This is a genomic window from Cellulosimicrobium sp. G4 BAM 1002 (assembly GCF_057126935.1).
The window spans coordinates 1,485,853-1,508,224 of record NZ_CP182109.1; the positions used below are offsets into that span (position 1 = coordinate 1,485,853).

The following is a 22,372-nucleotide window of genomic DNA, read 5'->3' on the forward strand; positions in this document are numbered from 1 at the left end:
GTCCCGGTGAGCGACAGCCCCTCCTTCGACACCCTCCTCACCGAGGACGACTACGCCCCGCCGCCCGTGACGCGCCGTTCCCTCACCTTCGGGATCTCGCTCCTCGCGACGACGCTGCTCGTCGCGGGTCTCGCGATCCTCCCGGCCCCGTACGCCGTGCGGTCGCCGGGCCCGACGGAGGACACGCTCGGCGAGCAGGGCGGCACGCCCCTCATCTCGATCGCGGGTGCCGAGACGTACGACTCGACAGGCGAGCTGCGCCTCACGACGGTCTCGGTGGCGGGCGGACCGGGGTACCCGGTGAACCTCGCCCAGGTGGTCCAGGGGTGGTTCGACTCGTCGCGCTCGGTGCGTCCCGTCGAGGAGGTCTTCCCGCCGGACCGCACCAAGGAGGAGACCGAGGAGCAGGGCCAGGCGGAGATGATCAGCTCGCAGGAGAACGCGACCGTCGCGGCGCTCACCGAGCTCGGCTACGAGGTGCCGGCCACCCTCACGGTCCAGGACGCCGTGCCGGGGAGCGGGTCGGACGGCGTCGTGGAGCCCGGGGACGTCATCGTCGCGCTCGACGGGGCGCCGGTGCCGACGTACCAGGACCTCATCGACGGCCTCACCGACGTCCCGCCGGGCGACGACGTGACGCTCGGCGTGCTGCGCGACGGCGCCGAGACGGACCTCACGGTCACGACGACGGACGGCGGCGACACCGCCCTGCTCGGCGTGTTCATCGACCCGGCGTTCGAGTTCCCGGTCGACGTGACGATCCAGATCGAGGACATCGGCGGCCCGAGCGCCGGGACGATGTTCGCGCTCGGGATCATCGACCAGCTCACCCCGGAGGACGAGGCGAACGGTGTCGTTATCGCGGGCACGGGCACGATGAGCGTCGAGGGCGACGTCGGGCCGATCGGCGGCATCCAGCAGAAGCTGTACGGCGCCCTGCGCGACGGCGCGACGTGGTTCCTCGCGCCGCAGGCGAACTGCGGCGAGGTCGTGGGGAACGTCCCCGACGGGCTCCAGGTGGCCGCCGTCGCGACGCTCGCCGACGCGCGGGAGGCGATGGAGGCGATCGGCGCCGGCGAGGGTGGCTCCCTCCCGACGTGCGAAACCCGCCCCTGAGCCGCGCCTGCAGAGACCGTGGTTCGTCCCTCGCGTCAGTCCTCGAGGGTCGCGCGGAGCGCGGTGACGAGCCCGGGCACGAGGTCGGGCCCGCCGGCGACGTCCGTGGCGGTATCGTGCGCGCGCGAACGGACGGCGCACCAGCTCGCGCCACCGCGCAGGACGCCGACGGCGAGCCGGACGTCCTGACGGTCGGGGTGGGACGCGAGGTGCTCGAGCGCGGCGGCGGGGTCGTCGGGCACGCCCTCCTCCGCCGCCGGCGGCAGGACGATCCGCTCGACGACGAGCGCGGCGCCGTCGACGGTCGCGGGCCACGCGACGCGCGCGAGCGCCTCCTCGAGGTCACCGTCCGTGCCGAAGCCCTCCTGCTCGACCGAGAGCAGGTGGTGCGGGTCGGCGGCCGCCGCGGCGACGACGTCGGGAGGGAGCCGGTCCGCGAGCGTCGGGTCCGCGGCGAGCGCGCCCGCGGTGGCGACGAGCGCGAACAGGCGCGGCGCGGCGTCCCAGCCGTCGTCCGCGGCGTGCGCCTCGACCTCGTGCACCGCGAGCGCGAGCGCGTGCTGCGGCGTCGGGCCGCCGGGTGCGACGGGGGAGGGGCCAGGGGAGGGGGAGGGGCGCGGTGCGTCGGGAGCGGTCTCGTCGTGGGGCATGGACCTATCGTCGCGCATCGTTCCCCACGCCACGCCACCGCGTGGGAACCTTGGGGGAGGACCGGGCGTTGACCCCGGTGCACGCCCGAGCCACGACCTGAAGAGGTATACCCACCGTGTCATTCGCCGCAGCGCCCCGCCGGCCGTCCTCCGGGGCGCGGCCCTCCCGGCGCCGGAGCCCGATCGGGATCGCGATCGCCGTCGTCGGCGCTCTCGTGGTCCTCCTCCTCCTGCTCGCCCAGTTCTGGACCGAGGTGCTGTGGTTCACACAGCTCGACTTCGCGTCGGTGCTGTGGACTCAGTGGGGCACTCGCATCGCGCTGTTCGTCGGGGGCTTCCTCGTCATGGGCGGGCTCGTGTTCCTGTCGTTCTCGCTCGCCTACCGGTCGCGGCCGATCTACGCGCCGTCGACGCCCGAGCAGGCGACGCTCGACCAGTACCGCGAGGCCGTCGAGCCCCTGCGCAAGGTCGTGATGATCGTCGCGCCCGCGCTCGTCGGGTTCTTCGCCGGCGCCGCGGCCGCCTCGCAGTGGCAGACGGTCCTGCTCGCGATGAACTCGGTGCCGTTCGGCACGAGCGACCCGCAGTGGGGGATCGACCTCTCGTTCTACGTCTTCACCCTGCCGGCGCTGCGGTTCGTCGTGAGCTTCCTCATGGCGGTGGTCATCATCTCCGGCATCGCCGCGGTCGCGACGCACTACCTCTACGGCGGCCTGCGCATCGGCGGCGGCGCCGACGCGGGCCCGCGCACGACGAAGGCGGCGCGCGTCCAGCTCGCGGTCATCGCCGCGCTGCTCATGCTGCTCATCGGTGCGAACTACTGGCTCGACCGGTACTCCATCCTCACCTCGGCCGGCTCCCGGTTCGACGGTGCGTCGTACTCCGACGTGCACGCCGTCATCCCGTCCAAGGCGATCCTCACCGCCGTCGCGGTGTTCGTCGCGGCGCTCTTCGTGGTCGCCGCCGTGCGCGGCAACTGGCGCCTGCCGGCGATCGGCGTCGGCCTCATGGTCGTCTCGGCGATCGCGATCGGCGGCATCTACCCCTCCGTCGTCCAGCGCTTCCAGGTCTCGCCGAACGCGCAGGAGTTCGAGGAGCCGTACATCCAGCGCAACATCGACGCGACGAAGGCGGCCTACGGCATCGCCGACGTCCAGACCGAGGCGTACAACGCCAAGACCGAGGCCGAGGCCGGCGCGCTGCGCGAGGACGCCGACACGACGGCGTCGATCCGCCTGCTCGACCCGGAGGTCGTCAGCCCGTCGTTCAGCCAGCTCCAGCAGAACAAGCAGTACTACCAGTTCTCCGACTCGCTGTCCGTCGACCGCTACACGATCGACGGCGAGAGCCGGGACACCGTCATCGCGGTCCGCGAGCTCAACCAGGAGGGCCTCGGCGCGGACGCCCGCAACTGGGTCAACGACCACACGGTCTACACGCACGGCTTCGGCGTCGTCGCGGCGTACGGCAACCAGATCGGCCCCGACGGCCGACCGGCCTTCTACGAGGGCTCCATCCCGTCGACGGGCGCGTTCACGGAGGCAGGCGGCTACGAGCCCCGCATCTACTTCTCGCCCGAGGCGCCGCAGTACTCGATCGTCGGGTCGCCCGAGGGCACGGAGCCGTGGGAGCTGGACTACCCGGTCGACGACGACGCCGGGCAGGTCAGCAACACGTTCCCGACCCAGGACGTCGAGGCCGGGCCGAGCGTCGGCTCCTTCCTGAACAAGGTGCTCTACGCCCTGAAGTTCGGGTCCGAGGAGATCCTGTTCTCCGACCGCGTCACCGCGGACTCGCAGATCATGTACGACCGCAGCCCGCGTGACCGCGTCGCGAAGGTGGCCCCGTACCTCACGCTCGACGGGCGCGTGTACCCCGCCGTCGTCGACGGGCGGGTCAAGTGGATCGTGGACGGCTACACGACGTCGAACGCCTACCCGTACTCGACGTCGGAGTCGCTCGAGGACTCGACCCGCGACTCCCTGGTCGCGGCCAACTCCGTCGAGGCGCTGGCCCCGCAGCAGGTGAACTACATCCGCAACTCGATCAAGGCGACGGTCGACGCGTACGACGGGTCGGTCGACCTCTACGCGTGGGACGCCGAGGACCCGATCCTGCAGGCGTGGAGCCAGGTCTTCCCCAGCACGGTCAAGCCGATCTCCGAGATCTCGGGCGACCTCATGAGCCACCTGCGCTATCCCGAGGACCTGTTCAAGGTCCAGCGCACGCTGCTCTCGGCCTACCACGTCGAGGACGCGAACGAGTTCTACACGCAGCAGGACTTCTGGCGCATCCCCGAGGACCCGACGGTCGGCGGGACGCCCAAGCCCGCGCAGCCGCCGTACTACCTCACGCTGCAGATGCCGAGCCAGGACGCCCCGACGTTCTCGCTCATGTCGACCTACATCCCGGGCGGTGGCTCGGACCGCAACATCCTCACGGGGTTCCTCGCGGTGGACGCGGAGCCGGGGAGCGAGGCGGGCGTGCGGTCCGAGGACTACGGCACGCTGCGGCTCCTCGAGCTGCCGCGCAACGCGACCGTGCCCGGACCGGGGCAGGTGCAGAACAACTTCAACACCGACCCGACCGCCGCCGACGGCCTGCTCGCCCTGCGGCGAGGCGACTCGACGGTGATCAACGGCAACCTGCTCACGCTCCCCGTGGGCGGCGGCCTGCTCTACGTCCAGCCGGTCTACGTGCAGTCGACCGAGGGCACCCGGTTCCCGCTCCTGCGCAAGGTGCTCGTCTCGTTCGGCGACGAGATCGGGTTCGCCGACACGCTGGACGAGGCGCTCAACCAGGTGTTCGACGGCGAGTCGGGCGCGTCCGCCGGCGACGCGGACGGCGGGGTCGACACCGAGGTGCCGGACCAGCCCGCCGACGGCGGGACGGCCGATCCCGGGACGACCGACCCCGGCACCGAGGAGCCGGGCACCGAGGAGCCCGGGACCGAGGAGCCGGCGCCGCCGGCCGACGGTGGCACGGTCGACGGCGACGCCCGGGCGCAGCTCGACCAGTCGCTGCAGGCGGCGCAGCAGGCCATCGAGGACGGCCAGGCGGCTCTCGCCGAGGGCGACTTCGCGGCCTACGGCGAGGCGCAGACCCGCCTGCAGGAGGCGCTCGAGTCCGCGCTCGCCGCGGAGGAGGCGCTCGACGCCGCAGCCCAGGGCTGAGCGGGCCGCACGGCCGACGACGACGGGCGGGACCACCAGGTGGTGGACCCGCCCGTCGTCCGTCCGGGCGAGTTGTCTTTTCCCTCCCCGCACGCGAGGATCGCTCCTCGTGACCTCTGCAACGGTTTGCAGCAACGCTTTCAGCGTGGCTGATGACATCGTGCCCGCCGGCGGGCCGGACGGCGTCCCCGCCGTGCGCCTCCGACACCCCTCCGGCGCAGAGCTCGTCGTGGCGCTGCACGGAGCGGCCGTGCTCGCGTGGCGTGCGCCGTGGCGCGGGACCGATGGAACCTCGACGATCGAAGACCTCGTCGACGGGTATGCCGACGCGGAGGAGCTGGCGAACCACGACGCGGCGCGCTCCGCGATCATGGCGCCGTTCGTCAACCGCCTCGCGGGCGGTTCGTACGTGTTCGACGGCGTCCGCCACCACGTGCCGCCCGTCCTGCCGTGGGAGCCGCTCACCATGCACGGCTTCGCCCGCACGCTCGACTGGGTCGTCGAGAGCGGTCCGGAGGTCGCGCACGGTCCGGCTGACGGGACCGACACGTCCGTGTCGGTCACCCTGCGGGCCACGGCGACCGCCGAGACCTTCCCGGGCTACCCGTTCGACGTGGTCCTCGCGGCCCAGTACACGCTCCGCGCCGCCGGGCTGGACGTCGTGCTGCGCGCCCACAACGTCGGTGACGTCGCGGCTCCGGTGTCCCTCGGGTGGCATCCGTACCTCCGCGTGCCGGGTCGCACGAGCATCGACGGTCTCGAGCTCACGATCCCGGCCCGCCGGGCTGTCGTGACCGGCGGCGACCTGCTTCCCCTCCCCGGGTCCGCCGCGTACGCGGAGATCGACGGGCTCGGTCCGGTCCCGCTGGCGGGGATGCGGCTCGACGACGCGTTCGGCGACCTGCACCCCGATGCCGACGGCCTCGCGCGGACGCTCGTGCGCGATCCGGCGACCGGGCAGGGGCTGGCCGTCTGGCAGGACCGGGGTCTCGTGCACGTCTACACCGGTGACGGGCTCGAGCGAAGGGAGCGTGCCGCGCTCGCCGTCGAGCCGGTCGAGACGCTCACGGACGCGTTCAACCGTCCGGACTGCGCCGGCGCCGTCCGGCTCGAGCCGGGGGCTGGACGGGCCTTCGCGTTCGGTGTCGAGGTCCTGTCGTGACCCGCGCGACCCGGCGTGACCCACGTCTCGTCCACCCGATTTGGCCGGGTCCGAAACCTCACGTAGAGTAGTGATCACCGACGCGGGGTGGAGCAGCTCGGTAGCTCGCTGGGCTCATAACCCAGAGGTCGCAGGTTCAAATCCTGCCCCCGCTACTCAGGACCGAAGGCCCTCGATCATCAGATCGAGGGCCTTCGGCATGTCCGGGCCACCGCGACGACGAGGTGCGGGGTGCATGCCGCTGTGACGCGGCCCACCTGTCGTCCGGCTCACGCGGGAAGTCCCGGGGTGCGGGTCGGCGTTATCGTCAGTGGCCGGCGTCCCCACCAGTGGGCGCCCGACACCCGGAAGGTCACCATGCGCCGTCTGCGTACCCGTCCCGTCTCCCTCGCCGCGCTCACCGCGGCCACCGCGCTCACGCTCGCGGCGTGCTCGTCCGGCGGCACGGACGGGGGCGACGCCGAGGACCCGGCGGGCGCCGCGTCGTCGGACACCGCGCAGTGCGAGCCCGGTGCTCTCCCCACGCTCACCGACGGCGTGCTGACCGTGGGTGCCGGCGAGGCGTACTCGCCCTGGTACGTGGGCGAGCACGACTCGGGCGAGGGCTTCGAGTCGGCGCTGATCTACGCCGTCGCAGACCGTCTGGGCTACGCCGCCGAGGACGTGCAGTGGGAGGTCGTGACGTTCGAGCAGATCGTCAGCCCCGCCATCAAGCCGTTCGACGTCGCGGCGTACCAGACGTCGATCACCGACGAGCGCAAGCAGGCCGTCGACTTCTCCAGCCCGTACCTCACGACGCGCCAGGGCGTCATCGTCATGGAGGACGGCCCGTACGCGGGCGCGACGACGCTCGCCGAGCTCGACGGCGCGCGCATCGGCGTGACGGCCGCGCAGACGAGCCTCACGCTCACCGAGGCCGCGTGGGGCGAGGACGCCGACATCTCCCCGTACAACGCCGCGGGCGACGGCATGCAGGCGCTGCAGTCGGGCACGATCGACGCGATGGTCATGGACGTCGACCAGGGCGTCGCCGCCTCGACCGAGTACTTCCCCGACTCCGTGGTCATCGGCACGCTGCCCGACCAGGGCGTCGTCGAGCAGTACGGCCTCGTGCTCGACCTCGACTCCGAGCTGACCGAGTGCGTCTCGCAGGCGGTCGACGACCTCGAGGCGGACGGCACGCTCGCCGAGCTGCGCACGACGTGGCTCAAGTCGGACGACGTCCCCGTCCTCGAGTGATCCGGCCGTGACCGTGCCCGACGACGTGTGGTCGCCGTCCCCGCTCGCGCTCGAGCGGGCGGCGTTCCGGCGTACCCAGCGACGACGGTCGCTGCTCGTCGCGCTCGTGAGCACGGTCGTCGTCGTCACCACGGTCGTCCTCGTGGTCGTCAACGCGCCCGGGTGGGAGCGGGCGCGCACGGCGTTCTTCGACCCGGCGAACGCGTGGGAGTCGTTGCCCGCGATCCTCGAGGGGCTGTGGCTCAACCTGCGCGTGTGGGTCGTGGCGGGCGTCGTGGGCACGCTGCTCGGGCTCGGTCTGGCGATCGCGCGCACGAGCCGCATCCCTGCGCTGTTCCCGCTGCGCGCGTTCGCGACCGCCTACGTCGACCTGTTCCGTGGCGTCCCGCTCCTGCTCGTGCTGCTGCTCGTCGGCTTCGGCCTGCCGGCGCTGCGCCTGGAGTGGCTGCCGACGTCGGGTGCGTTCCTCGGCGCGCTCGCCATCGTCCTCACCTACACGGCGTACCTCGCCGAGGTGTTCCGCGCCGGCATCGAGTCCGTGCACCCGTCGCAGGTCGCGGCGGCCCGCTCGCTCGGGCTCACGCGCGCGCAGACGACGCGCCGCGTCGTGCTGCCCCAGGCGGTGCGGAACGTCACCGCGCCGCTCGCGAACAACCTCGTGTCGCTCCAGAAGGACTCGGGGCTCATCTCGGTGCTCGGTGCGGTCGACGCGATCCGCGCGGCGCAGATCGCGACGACGGGCAGCTACAACTTCACGCCCTACGTGGTCGCGGGGGTGCTGTTCTTCCTCGTGTCGTTCCCGCTCACCCGTGCGGTCGACGCCTACCAGGCGCGGCGCGGGTGGGGCCGGTCGCTCGCGACCGTGAGCGGGGCGGGGGACATCCGATGACGGCAGCGGGCCGCGGGGCGGACGGGGCGTCGGACCACCTGCTGTCCCTGCGGGGCGTGCGCAAGACGTACCCGGCCGCGGGCGCCCCCGGCGGGCGGCGGGTCGTGCTGGACGGCGTCGACCTCGACGTCGACGTGCACCGCTGCGTCGTGCTCGTCGGGTCGTCCGGGTCCGGGAAGTCGACGCTCCTGCGCGTGGTGAACCTGCTCGACGAGATCGACGACGGGCAGATCCTCCTCGACGGCGAGGACGTCGCCGACCCGCGGCTCGACGCGAACGCCGTCCGCGCGCGCATGGGCCTGGTGTTCCAGGCGTACAACCTCTTCCCGCACCTGCGGGTGCTCGACAACGTCACGCTCGCGCCGCGCCTCGTGCACGGCCGCTCGCGCGCGGAGGCCGAGGCGGAGGCCGTCGAGATGCTGCGCCGCGTGGGGCTCGCGCACAAGACCACGGCCTACCCCGACCAGCTCTCCGGCGGCGAGCAGCAGCGCGCCGCCATCGCGCGGGCGCTCGTCAACTCACCCGAGCTGCTCCTGCTCGACGAGGTGACGTCGGCCCTCGACCCCGAGCTCGTCGGCGAGGTGCTCGACCTGCTGGCCGAGCTGCGCGCCGAGGGACGCACGATGCTCGTCGCGACCCACGAGATGGGCTTCGCGCGGCGGGTGGCCGACGAGGTGTGCTTCCTGCACGACGGGCGCGTGCACGAGCGCGGTACGCCCGAGCAGGTGCTCGACGACCCTCAGCGCGACCGCACCCGCGAGTTCCTGCGCCGCCTCCACGCCTGAGGACCCCTGCCGTCGCCTGCTAGGGTCCTCGTCAGCGTCGCGTGCCGGTGGCGGACCGCGTCAGGCATGGAGGCGCCGAACCCGGAAGGGGGCACCCGATGGATCGGGCCCTTTCCTCGTTCCTCACCGGTGAGTGAGGACGAGAGGACCAGGCTCGTGGCCTGGTACGACGAGATGGCTGCGGTGCACGGCCGGTTGCGGCGCGCGCTCGCGTTGGTCCGCGAGACGGCCGAGACCGCTGCGACTGCCCCGACGACCGGCGCCGACCCGGCCGCCGACCTGCTGGTCTACTGCCGCGGCTTCTGCACCGCGCTGAGCAGGCACCACCGGGCCGAGGACGTGGTGCTCTTCCCGGAGCTCGAGGCGCGGCACCCCGAGCTCGGCGACGTCCTGCGGCGGCTGCGCCAGGACCACGGCATGATCGGCCACCTGCTCGGCGACCTCGAGCTCGCGCTCGACCGGGCCGGCGACCCGGCGGCGTCGCGCGCCGCCGTCGAGCGCCACCTCGACGGCATCGGGGCGATCATGGAGTCGCACTTCCGGTACGAGGAGAAGGCGCTCGGGTCCGTGCTCGCCGCCCTCGACCTCGACGCCGACCGCGACACCGTCCTCGGTCCGCTGTGACCGCGCGTGCGGGGCACCGCCCGGCGAGAGTGGGGGCATGAGCAACCGCCTCGCCGACGCCGTGAGCCCCTACCTGCGCCAGCACGCCGACAACCCGGTCGAGTGGTTCCCGTGGGGCGCCGACGCGTTCGCGGAGGCACGCCGCCGCGACGTGCCGGTCATGGTCTCGGTCGGGTATGCCACGTGCCACTGGTGCCACGTCATGGCGCGCGAGAGCTTCTCGGACCCGGAGATCGGCGCGCAGCTCGGTCGGCGGTTCGTCGCCGTGAAGGTCGACCGCGAGGAGCACCCCGACGTCGACGCGAGCCTGCTCGCCGCGGCGAGCGCGTTCACGCCAGACCTCGGATGGCCGCTCACGGTGTTCACCACCCCTGACGGCGCGCCGTTCTATGCGGGCACCTACTGGCCGCCCGTGCCGGTCGCCGGGCGACCGGCGTTCCGGGACGTGCTCGACGCCGTCGCGCAGGCCTGGGAGCAGCGGCGCAACCAGGCGCGGGAGACCGGAGAGGCGATCCGTGCAGCGCTGCGCGACGCGGCGGCAGGCCGTCGGCCGGGCGTCCGGGCCGACGGTTCTTCGGGTCTCGTCGACGACCTCTCGCCGCACGCGCGTGCCGTCGTCGACCGGCTTGAGGCCGCCGAGGACCGCGTGCACGGGGGTTTCGGCGGGTCCCCGAAGTTCCCCGTCGTCCCCGCGCTGGAGCTGCTCCTCGACGTCGCGGCGTCCTCGGTCGTCGACGACGACGTGGCGCGCCGGGCCCTCGTGCTCGCCGGCCGCACGCTCGACGCGATGGCGGCGAGCCCGCTGCGCGACGTCGACGGCGGGTTCTTCCGCTACGCGACCCGGCCCGACTGGTCGGAGCCCCACTACGAGCGGATGCTCTACGACAACGCGCAGCTGCTGTCCGCGTGCACGACGCTCGCGGTCCTTCGCCGCACCGACCGCCACGCCGTCCCCCGGCTCGGCGACGATGCGCCGGACGAGGCCGCAGTTCCGGGCGGGACGACCGCCGAGGTCGCGGCCGGCGTCGGTCGCTTCCTGCTCGACGTGCTGCGCCTGCCCGGCGGCGCGTTCGCGAGCGCGCAGGACTCGGAGTCGACGATCGACGGCGAGCGCGTCGAGGGCGGGTACTACCTGCTGCCGCAGGACGAGCGCGCCGGCCACGAGCCGCCGCCGCTCGACACCAAGGTGCTCACCGGCTGGAACGGGCTCGCGATCGAGGCGCTCGCGCGGGCCGGGCACCACCTCGACCTGCCCGAGCTCACGGACGCCGCGCGAGCCGCGGCCGACCACCTGCTCGCGACCCACGTCCGTCCCGACGGGACGCTCGTGCGGGCGTCGGAGCGCGGCGTCGTCTCGGCGGCCGTCGCGACGCTCGAGGACCACGGCACGTTCGCCACGGCGCTGCTGACCCTCGGCGGCCTCTCGGGGGAGGCGCGCTACGTCCGGGAGGGCTTGCGGCTCGTCGGCTCGACGGTCGGGCCGGACGGGCGGCTTCGGGCACCCCAGGGCGCGGACCCCGTGCTCGTGTCGCTCGGGCTCGACGCCGGGGCCACGGCCGACCCGTCCGAGGGTGCCGTCCCCTCCGGCCCGACGGCGGCCGCCCGGGCCGCGCTGCTCGCCCACCTCGCGACGGGAGAGCCGCGCTACCGCGAGGCGGCGCTCGCGCACGTCGCGACGTCCACGCCGCAGGGGGCGAGCGACCACCCGCTCGGCGCGGCCGGGGTGCTGCGCGTCGCCGTCGGGCTCGCCGAGCCCCCGCACCAGCTCGTGCTCGTCGCGGACGACGCACCGCGCGAGCAGTTCCGGACCGTCGCGCGGGACTGGTACCACCCCGCGGGACTGCTGCTCGCGGCTGCGCCGGCCGACGCCGCCGCCCTCGCCGACGAGGGCGTAGGACTCCTGGCGGGACGCGGCCCGGGCGCGTACCTCTGCGCAGACTTCGTGTGCCGCCTCCCTGCACCCGACGCCGACTCGCTGCGCGCCCAGCTCGCCGGCTGACCGCTCCCGGCGACGGAGCGCGAGGGTGCGCCTGGAGACGCCCGGTCGCATGATGGAAGGAGGGGCGCGGGGTCACGACGGGGCGGCTCCGCGGGGCCAACCAGTCGCGGGAGGGGCCATGAGGGCATCGGTCGGAGACAGGATCGTCACCGCCGCGGGGGTCGTCGGCGGCGCGGTGCGCGACGGGGTCGTCGTCGAGCTGCGGCACGACGACGGGTCGCCGCCCTACCTCGTCGAGTGGACGGACACCGGCGAGCGCACGCTCGTGTACCCGGGGTCGGACAGCTACGTCGAGCACGTGCCCGGTGCCGAGACCGGCGCGGGCACGGACGCGACCAAGATGTGGCGCGTGCAGATCAGTGTCGTGGAGTCGGAGGGGCGCACGACGGCGGAGGCCGTCCTCGTCGCGGAGACCCCCGAGCACGTGCGGACCGTGGGCCGTGCGCGCCGTGACCCGCACGACACGGACGTCCCGCTCATCGGCGACGAGATCGCCGTCGGGCGCGCGCTGCGCCGGCTCGCGGACCGGCTGCTCGACGACGCGGAGTCCGACATCGAGTCGTCCACGGGCGCGCCCGCGCACGTGCACCTGTGACCCGAGCGGGCGACGGGCCGACGACGCGCGTGCGCGCCGTCGTGCACGGGTACGTGCAGGGCGTCGGGTTCCGCTGGGCGACGCGCGAGCGCCTCGCCGTCCTGGGACTCGACGGGGAGGCCGTCAACCAGGCCGACGGCACGGTCGAGGTCGTCGCGACCGGCGCTCCGGAGGCCGTCGACCGGCTCGTCGCCTGGCTGCGCGACGGCCCGACGCCGGGGCGCGTCGCGCGCGTCGACGTCGACACGTCTCCGGAGCCCTGAGGCGGTTCGGACGACGTGCGGGCGGTCAGCCGGCCTGGGCGCCGACCCCGTCGTCCACGCGAGCCAGCACGGACTCCCAGTGCCACGGCTCGGGCACGCGCCCGTCGGGCTCGGCGAACTCGGGGTGCGTCCAGCCGAACGCCTCGGCGTTGGCCTTGAGCCAGTCGTACTGGGGTGTGCCGAACGCCTGCACGCCGCCACCGAGGTCGACGGCGAACCCGAGGCCGTGGTTCGAGCAGCCCGGTGGTGCGGCGATCGGCGACGACGGGTCGTAGAGGCCGGCCTGCTCGTCGAACGTGCGGTACGACGAGTTGATCGTCAGGTGCTCGCCGAACCGCGCGGCGTACGCGGCGTCGAGCGCGACCAGCCCGTCGAGCACGTCGGCCCGCACGCGGTCCGTGGGCGACCACGGGATCGCGGCGAGAGCGGAGTCGGGCACGCGACCGCTGTCGGGATCCCACACCTGGTCGGGCGCGGGGCACGAGACGGCGTCCTGCGCGGTGGTGAGCTCCTCCGTCGACACGGCGACGTCCGACAGGCTCGCCTCCAGGTCGAGCACCGCCCGCTCCAGCGCGGCGAGGTCGTCGCCCGCGAGCCCGGACTCCGCGGAGCCGGACGTCGTCGCTGCGGCGTCGAGCGCCTCGCGCAGCCGGGCGCGGACGGCCTCGTCGGCGCCCAGTCCCTCCGTGGCGGCGAAGATCTTCTCGCCCTGCTCCTCGACGGGCGCAAGGCTCGCCCGGGCCGTGGCGACCTCGGACCGCGCGTGCTCGAGCATCGACGCGTGCACGGCGCCCGACGTCGACGCCAAGGACACGCTCGCCTCGGTCGTCCCCGTGGTCATGCGGGTGAGGAACGACGCGTCCAGCAGGTCGCGCGCGTCGTCCACCTCGGTCGCCAGGGTGTCCCGGACCGCGGGATCGGCCACCTTCCCGTCGGAGGTCGCCAGCAGCTCCTGCGCGGACGCGGCCTGGACCGCCAGCTCGTCGTACGTCGACCCCCGGTACCAGACCAGCCCGCCTCCGGCCGCACCCAGGAGCAGCGCGAGCGTCACGACCACGGCGATCCACGCGCCGCGGTGGCGGCGCGAGCCACGAGCGTGCCGTCGCTCCGTCCCGGTCGGGAAGCCCGAGGGGTCGGTGGAGGGCGCGGTGCTCGTCACGGTCACATCGCCAGAACCTACGCCACGGGGCAAGCCCTCTCGGACCGTTCGGCCGGTGATGGCGGACACGCTCACCGAAGGCTCACGATCCCGGCGCACGGACCGCCGTCGTGCATCACCGTGGGTGCCGCTGCACTCCCCACATGATGTCCCTCGGCGACGGTGCCGGGGCGGTCACAGGAGGGGTCATGAAGCGTCTGGTGCTGTGCTGCGACGGCACGTGGAACTCGCCGGTGAACGCGAGCGTGTCGAACATCGAGAAGATCGCCCGCTCCGTCCACACCGGCATCGGTCCGGACGGCGTGCAGCAGATGGTGTTCTCCGTCGAGGGCGTCGGAGCGCAGGGATACCTCGTCGACCGCCTGCTCGGCGGCGCGTTCGGGTATGGCCTCACGCGCAACGTCGTCGCGGGCTACCGGCACATCGCGCTCAACTACGAGCCCGGCGACGAGATCTACGTGTTCGGGTTCAGCCGCGGCGCCTACACCGCGCGCAGCGTCGTCGGCATGATCGCGACGGTCGGGCTCGTCACGCAGGACGCGCTCGTGCGCGACAAGCTGTGCGACGCCGAGCGCATCTACCGGCTCCGTGACCCCGACGAGCGGTCCGTGCGGGCCGCGGAGTTCCGCGCGGAGCACTGCCACCCCCGCGTCCCCGTCGCCTTCCTCGGCGTGTTCGACACGGTCGGCGCGCTCGGGGTCCCCGGCCTGTCGCGACGGCGCAGCAGGTTCCACGACGTGCGCCTGTCGACCGACGTCGAGTGCGCACGCCAGGCGCTCGCCATCGACGACCGCCGCATCACGTTCGAGCCGTGCCTCTGGGACGTCCCTGCCTCGATGGCGTCGCGCGTCAAGCAGGTCTGGTTCCCCGGAGGGCACAGCGACGTGGGCGGAGGCGCGACGGCGCGCGCGCTCTCCGACACGGCGCTGCTGTGGATGGTCGGCGAGGCGATCGCCCGCGGCCTGACGTTCGACGAGGACCACCTGTTCGCCCAGCTCCGCCACGAGGACGAGTTCGTGTGCCGGTTCCGGCCCGGGCTGCTCTTCGGCACCCTCAACCTCGTCAAGCGCGTGCGCCCCCGGCCGCGGTTCCGCGGCGACCGTCGCGTGCTCGCCGGGGTGCCGACGCCCCCGGAGACGGTCGACGCCGTCTACCTCGCGGAGACCGCCGCACGCCTCGTGGTCGACGACACGTCCGAGTACGCGCGGCACGCGCAGAACATCGCGTGGTGGCGCGAGACGGCGGGCACCGACCTCGACTACCTCGTCGAGCCCGTCCCCGGCGCCAGCACGGAGGACCGGCCGCTGATCCTCGCCTGAACGCGCCGGCGCGGCGCGCGTCCGCGCGTGCCATGCTGAGACGCGTGACCGAGCAGACCGACGACCAGGCCCCGATCCCCGCCGACAGGCTCGTCCCCGCCGACGCCCACGTGCTCGGCGACCCGGCCGCGCCGGTGACCATCGTCGAGTTCGGCGACCTCGAGTGCCCCTACTGCGCCGCGGCCGCCCCCGTGCTGCGGCAGGTCGTCGAGTCGTCGGCCGGACGCGTACGCCTCGTCTTCCGGCACTTCCCCCTGTTCGAGATCCACCCGCACGCGCTCAGCGCCGCGCTCGCCGTCGAGGCCGCGGCGGCGCGCGGGCGCTTCTGGGAGATGCAGGCCGCGCTCTTCGAGCACCAGGACCAGCTCGGCGAGGCAGGCCTCGCCGAGCGTGCCGAGGAGCTCGGGCTCGACGGCGCGTTCGTCGTCGGTGACGACGCCCAGCAGTACGCAGGCGCCGTCCAGCGCGACTACGCCGACGCCCTCGCCGTCGGCGTCCAGGGCACCCCGACCCTGTTCGTCGACGGGGTCCGCTACCGAGGCCGCGTCACCCCGGAGGGCCTGCGCGCCGCGATCGAAGCGGCCGCCCCGCCCAAGTAGAACCCCGGTCCGCCGAGGTAGAACGCTGGTCGGCCGAGGTAGAACCGTGGTCTGCCGAGGTAGAACCGTGGTTCTTTGTCGGACGGCGTGTGGTGGGCTTGGGTGTCGGGGTGGGTGGGGGCGCCGCGTCTTCCATCCGCCGCTCGTTCCTCGCGGCTCCCGCCAGGCCCGACCACGACGCGGCGCCCCCACCCACCCCTCCGGCGTCGTCCCACCCTGGTCTTGGCTCACCTGGGCGACCGCCCTCGGGTGTTGCGCCGAGCATGTCGTTGTGGCTCGTCCTGGGCTCCTGACGGGCGACAACCGCATGCTCGACCTGCCGGAACCGCATGGTCGCCACGAGCCCAGGCGCGAACCGAGGCCCGATACGGTCGCCGCACCCGTGCGCGGCGGTCCGGCCGTCGTCGGACAGCAGTTCTACCTTGGCGGACCAGGGTTCCACTTCGCGCGACCACGGTTCTACTTCGCGCGACCACGGTTCTACCTCGGCCGACCACGGTTCTCCTTCGGCGCGACTTGGCCACCTGGCCGGGGTGACGCGGCGGCTGAGCGGGTGGGGCGGCGTCGGATGCGAAGGGCGTCAAGGCCGCGCTCCCCAGACCCACGCCCGACCGACCGCGGTGACGGCGCCGACAGCCCGAGCACCGACGCCGCCCCGCACGCGCACCCGACCACAGCACGCCCAACCCGGCCCGAGCACCGGCGCCGCCCGCACGCGGACCCGACCACAAGCAGCCCGGCGGCCCGCAGACCGTCAGGCGGGGGCTGGAGGGTGCCAGGGGAGGGGTGGGAGCTCGGGCGGGGGGCCGGCGGCGCCGGGGGAGCACAAGGGCCAGCGCTCGCCGAAGAGCCGCAGGGCGAGGGAGCCGAGCACGGCGGCGACGAGCGAGCCGGCGAGGATGCCGATCTTCGCCTGCTCGATGAGCGACTCGTCGTCGAACGCGAGCTCGGCGATGAAGAGGGAGATGGTGAAGCCGATGCCGGCGAGGATGGCGCCGCCCAGGAGGTGCGAGTAGCGCACCCTGCCCGGAAGGTCGCCCAGCCTGAGCCGCAGGGCGAGGGCTGAGGCACCGAAGATGCCGATCGCGTTGCCGGCGACGAGCGCGACGGCGACGCCGATGGTCACGGGCGAGGTCGCGGCGACGCGCAGCGACTCGGCGTCGAGCCGCACGCCGGCGTTCGCGAGGCCGAACACGGGCACGACGACGTACGCGCTCCACGGGTGCAGCACGCGCTGCAGGCGTTCGCTCGTGGGCACGGCCGCGCGTGCGGCGAGCTCGGTGAGGTGCTCGCGCTCCGCCGTCGTCTCCTGGGCGAGGCGCTTGGCGTACTTCGGCACGACGGCGACGTCCGCGGGCCGCGACGAGCGGGAGGGGATCAGCAGCCCGACCAGCACGCCCGCGAGCGTCGCGTGCACGCCCGACGCGTAGACCGCGCCCCACAGCGCGACGCCGACGAGGACGTACGGCGTCAGGCGCCACACGCCGAGCCAGCGCAGGGCGAGGAACACGGCGACGAGCACGGCAGCGACGACCAGCCCCGGGATCCACAGGTCGTCGGTGTAGAAGACGGCCATGACGGTGATCGCGCCGATGTCGTCGACGACGGCGAGCGTGAGGAGGAAGAGCCGGAGCTGGTCGGGGCAGCGCGGGCCGAACAGCGCGAGGATGCCCACGAGGAACGCCGTGTCGGTCGACATGACGACGCCCCAGCCGTGCTGCGCGGGCGACCCGGCGTTGAAGGCGAGGTAGATGAGGGCGGGCACGGCGAGACCACCCAGCGCGCCGAGCGCGGGGACGGCGACGGTCCGGCGGTTGCGCAGCTCGCCGCTCGTGACCTCGCGGTTGATCTCGAGGCCGATGACGAGGAAGAAGACCGCCATCGCGGCGTCGTTGACCCAGTGGTGCAGGTCCATCTCGAACGTCCAGGACCCGACGTGCCAGCCCGCCGTCGCCGACCACAGCGCGTCGTAGGCGCCGGACCACGCCGAGTTGGCCCACACGAGCGCGATCACGGTCGCGGCCAGCAGCAGCATCGCGCCGCCCGCCTCGGTCGCGAGGAACGAGCGCAGCGACGGCGCGACGGGACGGAGCTGGAAGCGTAACGGCGGCCCGGGGTGCGACGGGACGCGCACGATCGGGAACGACGACGGTGCGACGGGTTCGGTCACGGCACCTCCGGGTGGGCGAGCGGGAGGAGGCCCGCCGGTGACAGGCTCCGCCGGGTGACAACTCTCGCGGGCGTGCGATGCTTCCGCAACGGGTCTCCGGACGGTGACGGCCACGACCCCATCCGCCCCGTCCGCATCGTGGAAAAGTTATTCCAAAACTCTTGTGTCCCACGTCACCCGCTGCTAGCGTTCCAGATGCCAACGGCGGGCCCGGGCCGAGCGAGAGCTCGGTGGTCGACACGTTCGACCCGACACCGGCAGCTACCAACCAGGCGGACAAGAACACTCGCCTGCAGCGCCCGCCGCCCGCCCCGGTCTCGACGTCGAGCCCGTCCACCGGTCGGATCCACCGGGTCGCTGCCCGAACCGTGGAGACTCACCATGGACACTCTTGCCGTGGACGCAGCACACCTGGACCGAGCCGTCGCCCTCGCGGTCGACAGCGTCGCGAACGCCGGAGGACCCTTCGGCGCCGTGATCGTGACCGCCGACGGGCAGGTCTTCGAGGGCAACAACCGGGTCACGCAGGACAACGACCCGACGGCCCACGCCGAGGTCACCGCCATCCGGCGCGCGTGCAGCGCGCTCCGGACGTTCGACCTCACCGGCGCGACGCTCTACTCGAGCTGCGAGCCGTGCCCCATGTGTCTCGCGTCGGCCCTCTGGGCGCGCGTGGACGCCGTGTACTTCGCGGCCGACCGTCACGACGCCGCGCACGCAGGCTTCGACGACGCCGCCTTCTACGAGTTCTTCGAGGGCGACCCGGCGGACCGCACGATGCGGGTCGTGCACGAGCGCACCGCGTCCGCCACCGCGCCGTTCGACGCCTGGCGCGTCCTCGAGTCCCGGATCGAGTACTGACCGGCCGCGGCCGGTCGGTACCGACGATCCAGCACCGAAAGGACACAAGGACGTGACCCTCCTCGGCATGCGGCGGGACACCGCCGAGAACGACGACCCCCGCGGCACGACGCAGGCCCCGAGCCGGCTCGACCGCTTCTTCCGGATCACCGAACGTGGCTCGACCACGGGGCGCGAGCTCCGCGGCGGCCTGGTGACCTTCTTCGCGATGGCGTACATCGTCATCCTCAACCCCCTCATCCTCGGCGGCACGAGCGCCGAGAACGCGCCCGTCGACGTCGCGGGCGGGTGGCTCCAGACGGCGCAGGTCGGGGCGATGACCGGTCTCGCGGCCGGTGCCCTCACGATCCTGTTCGGCCTCGTCGCGAACCTCCCGTTCGCGCTCGCGGCCGGGCTCGGCATCAACTCGTTCCTCGCCGTCGCCGTCATCGGCGACGTCACGTGGCCCGAGGCGATGGGCCTCGTCCTGATCAACGGCCTGCTCATCGTGCTGCTCGCCGTGACGGGCGCGCGATCGGCGATCTTCAACGCCGTCCCCCGGGAGCTCAAGGCCGCGATCACGGTCGGCATCGGCCTGTTCATCGCGTTCATCGGGTCGTCGACGCCGGGTTCGTCACCCGGACCCCGGGTGGACCTCCGGTGCAGCTCGGCGACGGCGGGTCGATCACCTCGGTCCCGACGCTCGTGTTCGTCGTCGGCCTGGTCACGATGGGCGTCCTCGTGGCGCGCAAGGTCAAGGGCGGCCTGCTCATCGGGCTCGTCGCGACGACCGTCGTCGCGATCGTCGCCGAGTCGGTGCTGCAGCTCGGGCCCGCCTCGGACGACAACCCTGGCGGCTGGCACCTCACCGTGCCGGCGCTGCCCGGCTCGCTCGTGTCCGTCCCGGACCTCAGCCTCTTCGGGCAGTTCTCGTTCGGCGCGTTCGACCGTATCGGCGCGCTCGCGGCGACGATGCTCGTCTTCACGCTGTTCTTCACGAACTTCTTCGACGCGATGGGCACGATGACGGGGCTCGCCAAGCAGGGCGGCCTCGCCGACGCCGACGGGAACTTCCCGCGGATCAGGTCGGCGCTCGTCGTCGAGGGCGTGGGCGCCGTGGTCGGCGGTGCGACGTCGTCGTCGTCGAACACGGTGTTCGTCGACTCGGCGGCGGGCGTGGGGGAGGGGGCCAGGACCGGGCTCTCCTCGGTCGTCACGGGCGGGCTGTTCCTCGTCGCGATGTTCCTCACGCCGCTCACCGCCGTCGTGCCCATCGAGGTCGCGAGCGCGGTGCTCGTCGTGGTGGGCGCGATGATGATGCGCGAGATCAAGGAGATCGACCTCGGCGACTTCAGCGTCGCGCTGCCCGTCTTCCTCACGATCGTGACCATGCCGCTCACGTACTCGATCGCCAACGGCATCGGCATCGGGTTCGTCACGTGGGTCCTGCTGCGGTTCGCGTGCGGCAGGGCGCGTGACGTCCACCCGCTCCTGTGGGTGGTGGCCGCCGGGTTCGTCGTGTACTTCGTGCGCGGACCGCTGACCGCGGTCGTGGGAGGCTGAGCCTCGACATCGACCGCAGAGGGCACGCACGGCGAGGAGGACCGGACATGGGCGTGGACGCCGCGGCGCGGGTGAGCGTCGACCAGCACCGCGCCGACGTGGCGGCGCTGCTCGCGACGCTCGTGGACGCGGCCCGACGGCGCACGCGCACCGAGGAGGTCGTCCTCGCCGACGCGCTCGGCCGGGTCCTCGCCGGCGATCTCGTCGCACCGGTCGCGATCCCGCTGTTCCGCAACTCCCAGATGGACGGGTACGCCGTCCGGGCCGCGGACGTCGCCGGGGCGAGCGCCGCCGCTCCCGTGCGGCTCGCCGTCGCGGCGGAGATCCCCGCGGCGCCGGGCGTCCCCGCCCCGCTCGCCCCGGGGACGGCCGCCCGCATCATGACCGGTGCTCCCGTGCCCGACGGCGCGGACGCCGTCGTCCCGGTCGAGGACACGGCCGCAGGGACCTTCGCCGGAGCGCCGCGCCCCGATGTCGTGGGTCCTGTCGGAGGTGCCCCGGCCGGCCCCGTCGCGAGCCAGGTCGTCGAGGTCCGCGTGGCACGCTCGGCGGGGGACTTCGTCCGGGACGCGGGCTCCGACGTCCGCCCCGAGGACGTGCTCCTGCGCGACGGCACCGTCCTCGCGCCGCACCACCTTGCCGCCGCGGCGGCGTGCGGGGTGGGGCGCGTGCGCGTGGTCGCCCGGCCGCGCGTCGCCGTCCTCTCGACGGGGTCCGAGCTCGTGGGCCCGGGGGAGACACCGGGGCCGGGGCAGGTCTTCGACGCCAACGCGGACGCGCTGGGCGCCGCCGTGCGGCGCGCGGGCGGAGAGGTCGTGCTGACGGTCCGCTGCGGCGACGACGCCGGACGTTTCGCCGCCGTGCTCGCCGAGGCGACCGCGGCCGCGGACCTCGTCGTCACGTCAGGGGGTGTGTCCCAGGGGGCGTACGAGGTGGTCAAGGACGTGCTCGGAGGCGCTGCGAGTCCCGGCTCTCGCGACGCCGGCCCGGGTCCGTCGTCGGGCGTGACGTTCCGGTCGGTCGCGATGCAGCCCGGCGGGCCGCAGGGGTTCGGCACGGTGCACGGCACGCCCGTCCTCACGTTCCCGGGCAACCCGGTGAGCGCGCAGGTCTCCTTCGCGATGTTCCTGCGCGAGCCGCTCGAGCGCGCGGCAGGGCTGCCCGTCGTCGACAGGGTGCGCACGGCGGTCCTCGCCGACGCTCTCACGTCGCCCGCGGGGAAGCGTCAGCTCCTGCGGGGGGCGACCGGACCCGACGGCACGGTGCGCGTCGTCGGGGGCGCGGGCTCGCACCTCGTCGCGTCGATGGCGCGGGCGGACGTGCTCGTGGACGTCCCCGCCGACGTGACACAGTGGGACGCCGGGACCGAGGTGGAGGTACGAGAGCTGTGAGCGAGACGCAGGACGTGAGCCGCGTGACCACCGACGTGCTCGACGACGCCGTGTCGCGCGCCGTCGAGGACGCGGTCGCGAGCCCGGAGTGCGGCGCCGTCGTGACGTTCCGCGGGGTCGTGCGCGACGTCGACGGCGGCCGTGGGGTGAGCGGCCTCGACTACGAGGCCCACCCCGACGCGAGCGCCGTCATCCGCCGGTGCGTCGCGGCCGTCGCCGCCGAGACCGGGCTGCGCGTCGCCGCCGTGCACCGGTACGGGAGCCTGGGGATCGGTGACGTGGCGCTCCTCGCGGCGGCGGCTGCCGGTCACCGCCGCGAGGCGTTCGAGGCGTGCTCGCTGCTCGTCGAGCGCATCAAGGCCGAGGTGCCGATCTGGAAGCGCCAGCACTTCGACGACGGCGTCTCGGAGTGGGTCGGGCTCTAGCCCTGGGCAGCCGCCGGCACGACGGGCGTCAGCGCGCGGCGGGGCGGTTGTCGAGCAGCATCCCGACGCCGAGGCCCACGGCCGCGCCGAGGACGAGGCCGAACCAGCTCAGCACGACGGTCCCGACGATCGCGCCGACCGCCACGCCGAGGACGCTCTTCGTCCCGGCCTTCCAGCTCTGGGAGCGCTCGTCCTGGCGGTAGATCGGCAGCGCGGAGCTGCTGTTGTCGGGGGTCTCGGGGGAGGTGGTCGTCGGCCGGTTCGTGGGCGCGGGAGAGATCGTCGTCACGACGTCCATGGTAAGGAGCGACGTTTCGCCTGACCTGGGAGAACGCCTCGCGGTGACCGGCTTCACCCTATGACGTGCACGACAGTGGACGGCATCCCCGTGTCGAACCCCGGGCGTGCGTC

The 22,372-nt window shown here is 73.6% G+C and carries 19 protein-coding genes, 1 tRNA gene and 1 pseudogene; 17 read left to right on the forward strand and 4 right to left on the reverse strand.

The genetic code is table 11. The annotated features are described in order from the left end of the window. The first annotated feature begins 6 nt into the window (after positions 1-6). On the forward strand, positions 7-1,116 hold the full coding sequence (locus tag ACMXGY_RS06695; RefSeq protein WP_483776078.1) for a YlbL family protein: 1,110 nt from the start codon (positions 7-9) through the stop codon (positions 1,114-1,116). A gap of 35 nt (positions 1,117-1,151) precedes the next feature. Here the strand turns inward: ACMXGY_RS06695 and ACMXGY_RS06700 are convergent, their stop codons facing one another. Beyond that, complete coding sequence (locus tag ACMXGY_RS06700; protein ID WP_483776079.1) at positions 1,152-1,766, reverse strand: PPA1309 family protein; 615 nt, start codon at positions 1,764-1,766, stop codon at positions 1,152-1,154. 116 nt (positions 1,767-1,882) lie between these two features. Between ACMXGY_RS06700 and ACMXGY_RS06705 the strand changes: the two genes are divergently transcribed. The 10 genes from ACMXGY_RS06705 to ACMXGY_RS06750 all read left to right on the forward strand — a co-directional run bounded on the left by ACMXGY_RS06705 (position 1,883) and on the right by ACMXGY_RS06750 (position 12,495). Next, positions 1,883-4,939, forward strand: coding sequence for a UPF0182 family membrane protein (locus ACMXGY_RS06705; protein WP_483776080.1), 3,057 nt, complete (start codon positions 1,883-1,885; stop codon positions 4,937-4,939). A 145-nt stretch (positions 4,940-5,084) separates the two neighbouring features. Then, entirely contained in the window at positions 5,085-6,101 is a 1,017-nt protein-coding gene (locus tag ACMXGY_RS06710; RefSeq protein ID WP_483776081.1) for an aldose epimerase family protein, read from the forward strand. A gap of 81 nt (positions 6,102-6,182) precedes the next feature. Beyond that, positions 6,183-6,256, forward strand: a tRNA-Met gene (locus ACMXGY_RS06715). Between the two features lie 202 nt (positions 6,257-6,458). Next, complete coding sequence (locus ACMXGY_RS06720) at positions 6,459-7,340, forward strand: ABC transporter substrate-binding protein (protein ID WP_483776082.1); 882 nt, start codon at positions 6,459-6,461, stop codon at positions 7,338-7,340. Between the two features lie 7 nt (positions 7,341-7,347). Next, positions 7,348-8,229, forward strand: coding sequence for an amino acid ABC transporter permease (locus ACMXGY_RS06725; RefSeq protein WP_483776083.1), 882 nt, complete (start codon positions 7,348-7,350; stop codon positions 8,227-8,229). After that, positions 8,226-9,014, forward strand: coding sequence for an amino acid ABC transporter ATP-binding protein (locus tag ACMXGY_RS06730; RefSeq protein ID WP_483776084.1), 789 nt, complete (start codon positions 8,226-8,228; stop codon positions 9,012-9,014). Before ACMXGY_RS06725 ends, ACMXGY_RS06730 begins: the two co-directional genes overlap by 4 nt. A 156-nt stretch (positions 9,015-9,170) precedes the next feature. Beyond that, on the forward strand, positions 9,171-9,638 hold the full coding sequence (locus ACMXGY_RS06735; protein WP_483776085.1) for a hemerythrin domain-containing protein: 468 nt from the start codon (positions 9,171-9,173) through the stop codon (positions 9,636-9,638). Between the two features lie 37 nt (positions 9,639-9,675). Further along, positions 9,676-11,637, forward strand: coding sequence for a thioredoxin domain-containing protein (locus ACMXGY_RS06740; protein WP_483776086.1), 1,962 nt, complete (start codon positions 9,676-9,678; stop codon positions 11,635-11,637). Between the two features lie 118 nt (positions 11,638-11,755). Then, positions 11,756-12,232 carry a dsRBD fold-containing protein gene (locus ACMXGY_RS06745; protein WP_483776087.1) on the forward strand — a complete coding sequence of 159 codons (477 nt, stop codon included), beginning with the start codon at positions 11,756-11,758 and terminating at the stop codon, positions 12,230-12,232. Beyond that, the gene (locus ACMXGY_RS06750; RefSeq protein WP_483776088.1) at positions 12,229-12,495 is read left to right on the forward strand and encodes an acylphosphatase; all 267 of its coding nucleotides are present in this window, start codon (positions 12,229-12,231) and stop codon (positions 12,493-12,495) included. The genes ACMXGY_RS06745 and ACMXGY_RS06750 overlap by 4 nt, the downstream gene beginning before the upstream one ends. A gap of 25 nt (positions 12,496-12,520) precedes the next feature. Here ACMXGY_RS06750 and ACMXGY_RS06755 read toward each other — a convergent pair whose 3' ends face one another. Beyond that, positions 12,521-13,654, reverse strand: a complete 1,134-nt coding sequence (locus ACMXGY_RS06755; protein WP_483776089.1) for a M15 family metallopeptidase — start codon at positions 13,652-13,654, stop codon at positions 12,521-12,523. 188 nt (positions 13,655-13,842) lie between these two features. On the opposite strand from ACMXGY_RS06755, the gene ACMXGY_RS06760 reads away from it, so the two are divergent. Both ACMXGY_RS06760 and ACMXGY_RS06765 read left to right on the forward strand, forming a co-directional pair. Continuing rightward, a complete protein-coding gene (locus tag ACMXGY_RS06760) occupies positions 13,843-14,973 on the forward strand; it encodes a DUF2235 domain-containing protein (RefSeq protein ID WP_483776090.1) in 1,131 nt (376 codons plus the stop codon). A gap of 44 nt (positions 14,974-15,017) precedes the next feature. Next, positions 15,018-15,572 (forward strand): DsbA family protein, encoded by a 555-nt coding sequence (locus ACMXGY_RS06765; protein ID WP_483776091.1) that lies wholly within the window; start codon positions 15,018-15,020, stop codon positions 15,570-15,572. A gap of 754 nt (positions 15,573-16,326) precedes the next feature. Here the strand turns inward: ACMXGY_RS06765 and nhaA are convergent. Further along, complete coding sequence (gene nhaA / locus ACMXGY_RS06770; RefSeq protein WP_483776092.1) at positions 16,327-17,742, reverse strand: Na+/H+ antiporter NhaA; 1,416 nt, start codon at positions 17,740-17,742, stop codon at positions 16,327-16,329. Positions 17,743-18,123: 381 nt separating this feature from the next. On the opposite strand from nhaA, the gene ACMXGY_RS06775 reads away from it, so the two are divergent. From ACMXGY_RS06775 to ACMXGY_RS06790, 4 genes and pseudogenes are all read left to right on the forward strand, one after another. Beyond that, entirely contained in the window at positions 18,124-18,603 is a 480-nt protein-coding gene (locus ACMXGY_RS06775) for a nucleoside deaminase (RefSeq protein ID WP_483776093.1), read from the forward strand. A 67-nt stretch (positions 18,604-18,670) separates the two neighbouring features. Next, positions 18,671-20,145: pseudogene (locus tag ACMXGY_RS06780) on the forward strand (NCS2 family permease). A 47-nt stretch (positions 20,146-20,192) separates the two neighbouring features. Then, positions 20,193-21,536: a molybdopterin molybdotransferase MoeA gene (locus tag ACMXGY_RS06785; protein WP_483776094.1), complete on the forward strand. Its 1,344-nt coding sequence runs from the start codon at positions 20,193-20,195 to the stop codon at positions 21,534-21,536. Further along, a complete protein-coding gene (locus ACMXGY_RS06790) occupies positions 21,533-21,961 on the forward strand; it encodes a molybdenum cofactor biosynthesis protein MoaE (RefSeq protein ID WP_483776095.1) in 429 nt (142 codons plus the stop codon). The genes ACMXGY_RS06785 and ACMXGY_RS06790 overlap by 4 nt, the downstream gene beginning before the upstream one ends. Before the next feature lie 28 nt (positions 21,962-21,989). Here ACMXGY_RS06790 and ACMXGY_RS06795 read toward each other — a convergent pair whose 3' ends face one another. Then, on the reverse strand, positions 21,990-22,250 hold the full coding sequence (locus ACMXGY_RS06795; RefSeq protein ID WP_483776096.1) for a hypothetical protein: 261 nt from the start codon (positions 22,248-22,250) through the stop codon (positions 21,990-21,992). Positions 22,251-22,372 lie beyond the last annotated feature (122 nt).

Excerpts from the sequence above, each read along its gene's own strand:
- ACMXGY_RS06700 (WP_483776079.1), bottom strand. The coding sequence starts at position 1,766 with ATGCCCCACGACGAGACCGCTCCCGACGCACCGCGCCCCTCCCCCTCC.
- ACMXGY_RS06720 (WP_483776082.1), top strand. The coding sequence starts at position 6,459 with ATGCGCCGTCTGCGTACCCGTCCCGTCTCCCTCGCCGCGCTCACCGCG.
- ACMXGY_RS06730 (WP_483776084.1), top strand. The coding sequence starts at position 8,226 with ATGACGGCAGCGGGCCGCGGGGCGGACGGGGCGTCGGACCACCTGCTG.
- ACMXGY_RS06740 (WP_483776086.1), top strand. The coding sequence starts at position 9,676 with ATGAGCAACCGCCTCGCCGACGCCGTGAGCCCCTACCTGCGCCAGCAC.
- ACMXGY_RS06745 (WP_483776087.1), top strand. The coding sequence starts at position 11,756 with ATGAGGGCATCGGTCGGAGACAGGATCGTCACCGCCGCGGGGGTCGTC.
- ACMXGY_RS06760 (WP_483776090.1), top strand. The coding sequence starts at position 13,843 with ATGAAGCGTCTGGTGCTGTGCTGCGACGGCACGTGGAACTCGCCGGTG.
- ACMXGY_RS06775 (WP_483776093.1), top strand. The coding sequence starts at position 18,124 with ATGGACACTCTTGCCGTGGACGCAGCACACCTGGACCGAGCCGTCGCC.
- ACMXGY_RS06785 (WP_483776094.1), top strand. The coding sequence starts at position 20,193 with ATGGGCGTGGACGCCGCGGCGCGGGTGAGCGTCGACCAGCACCGCGCC.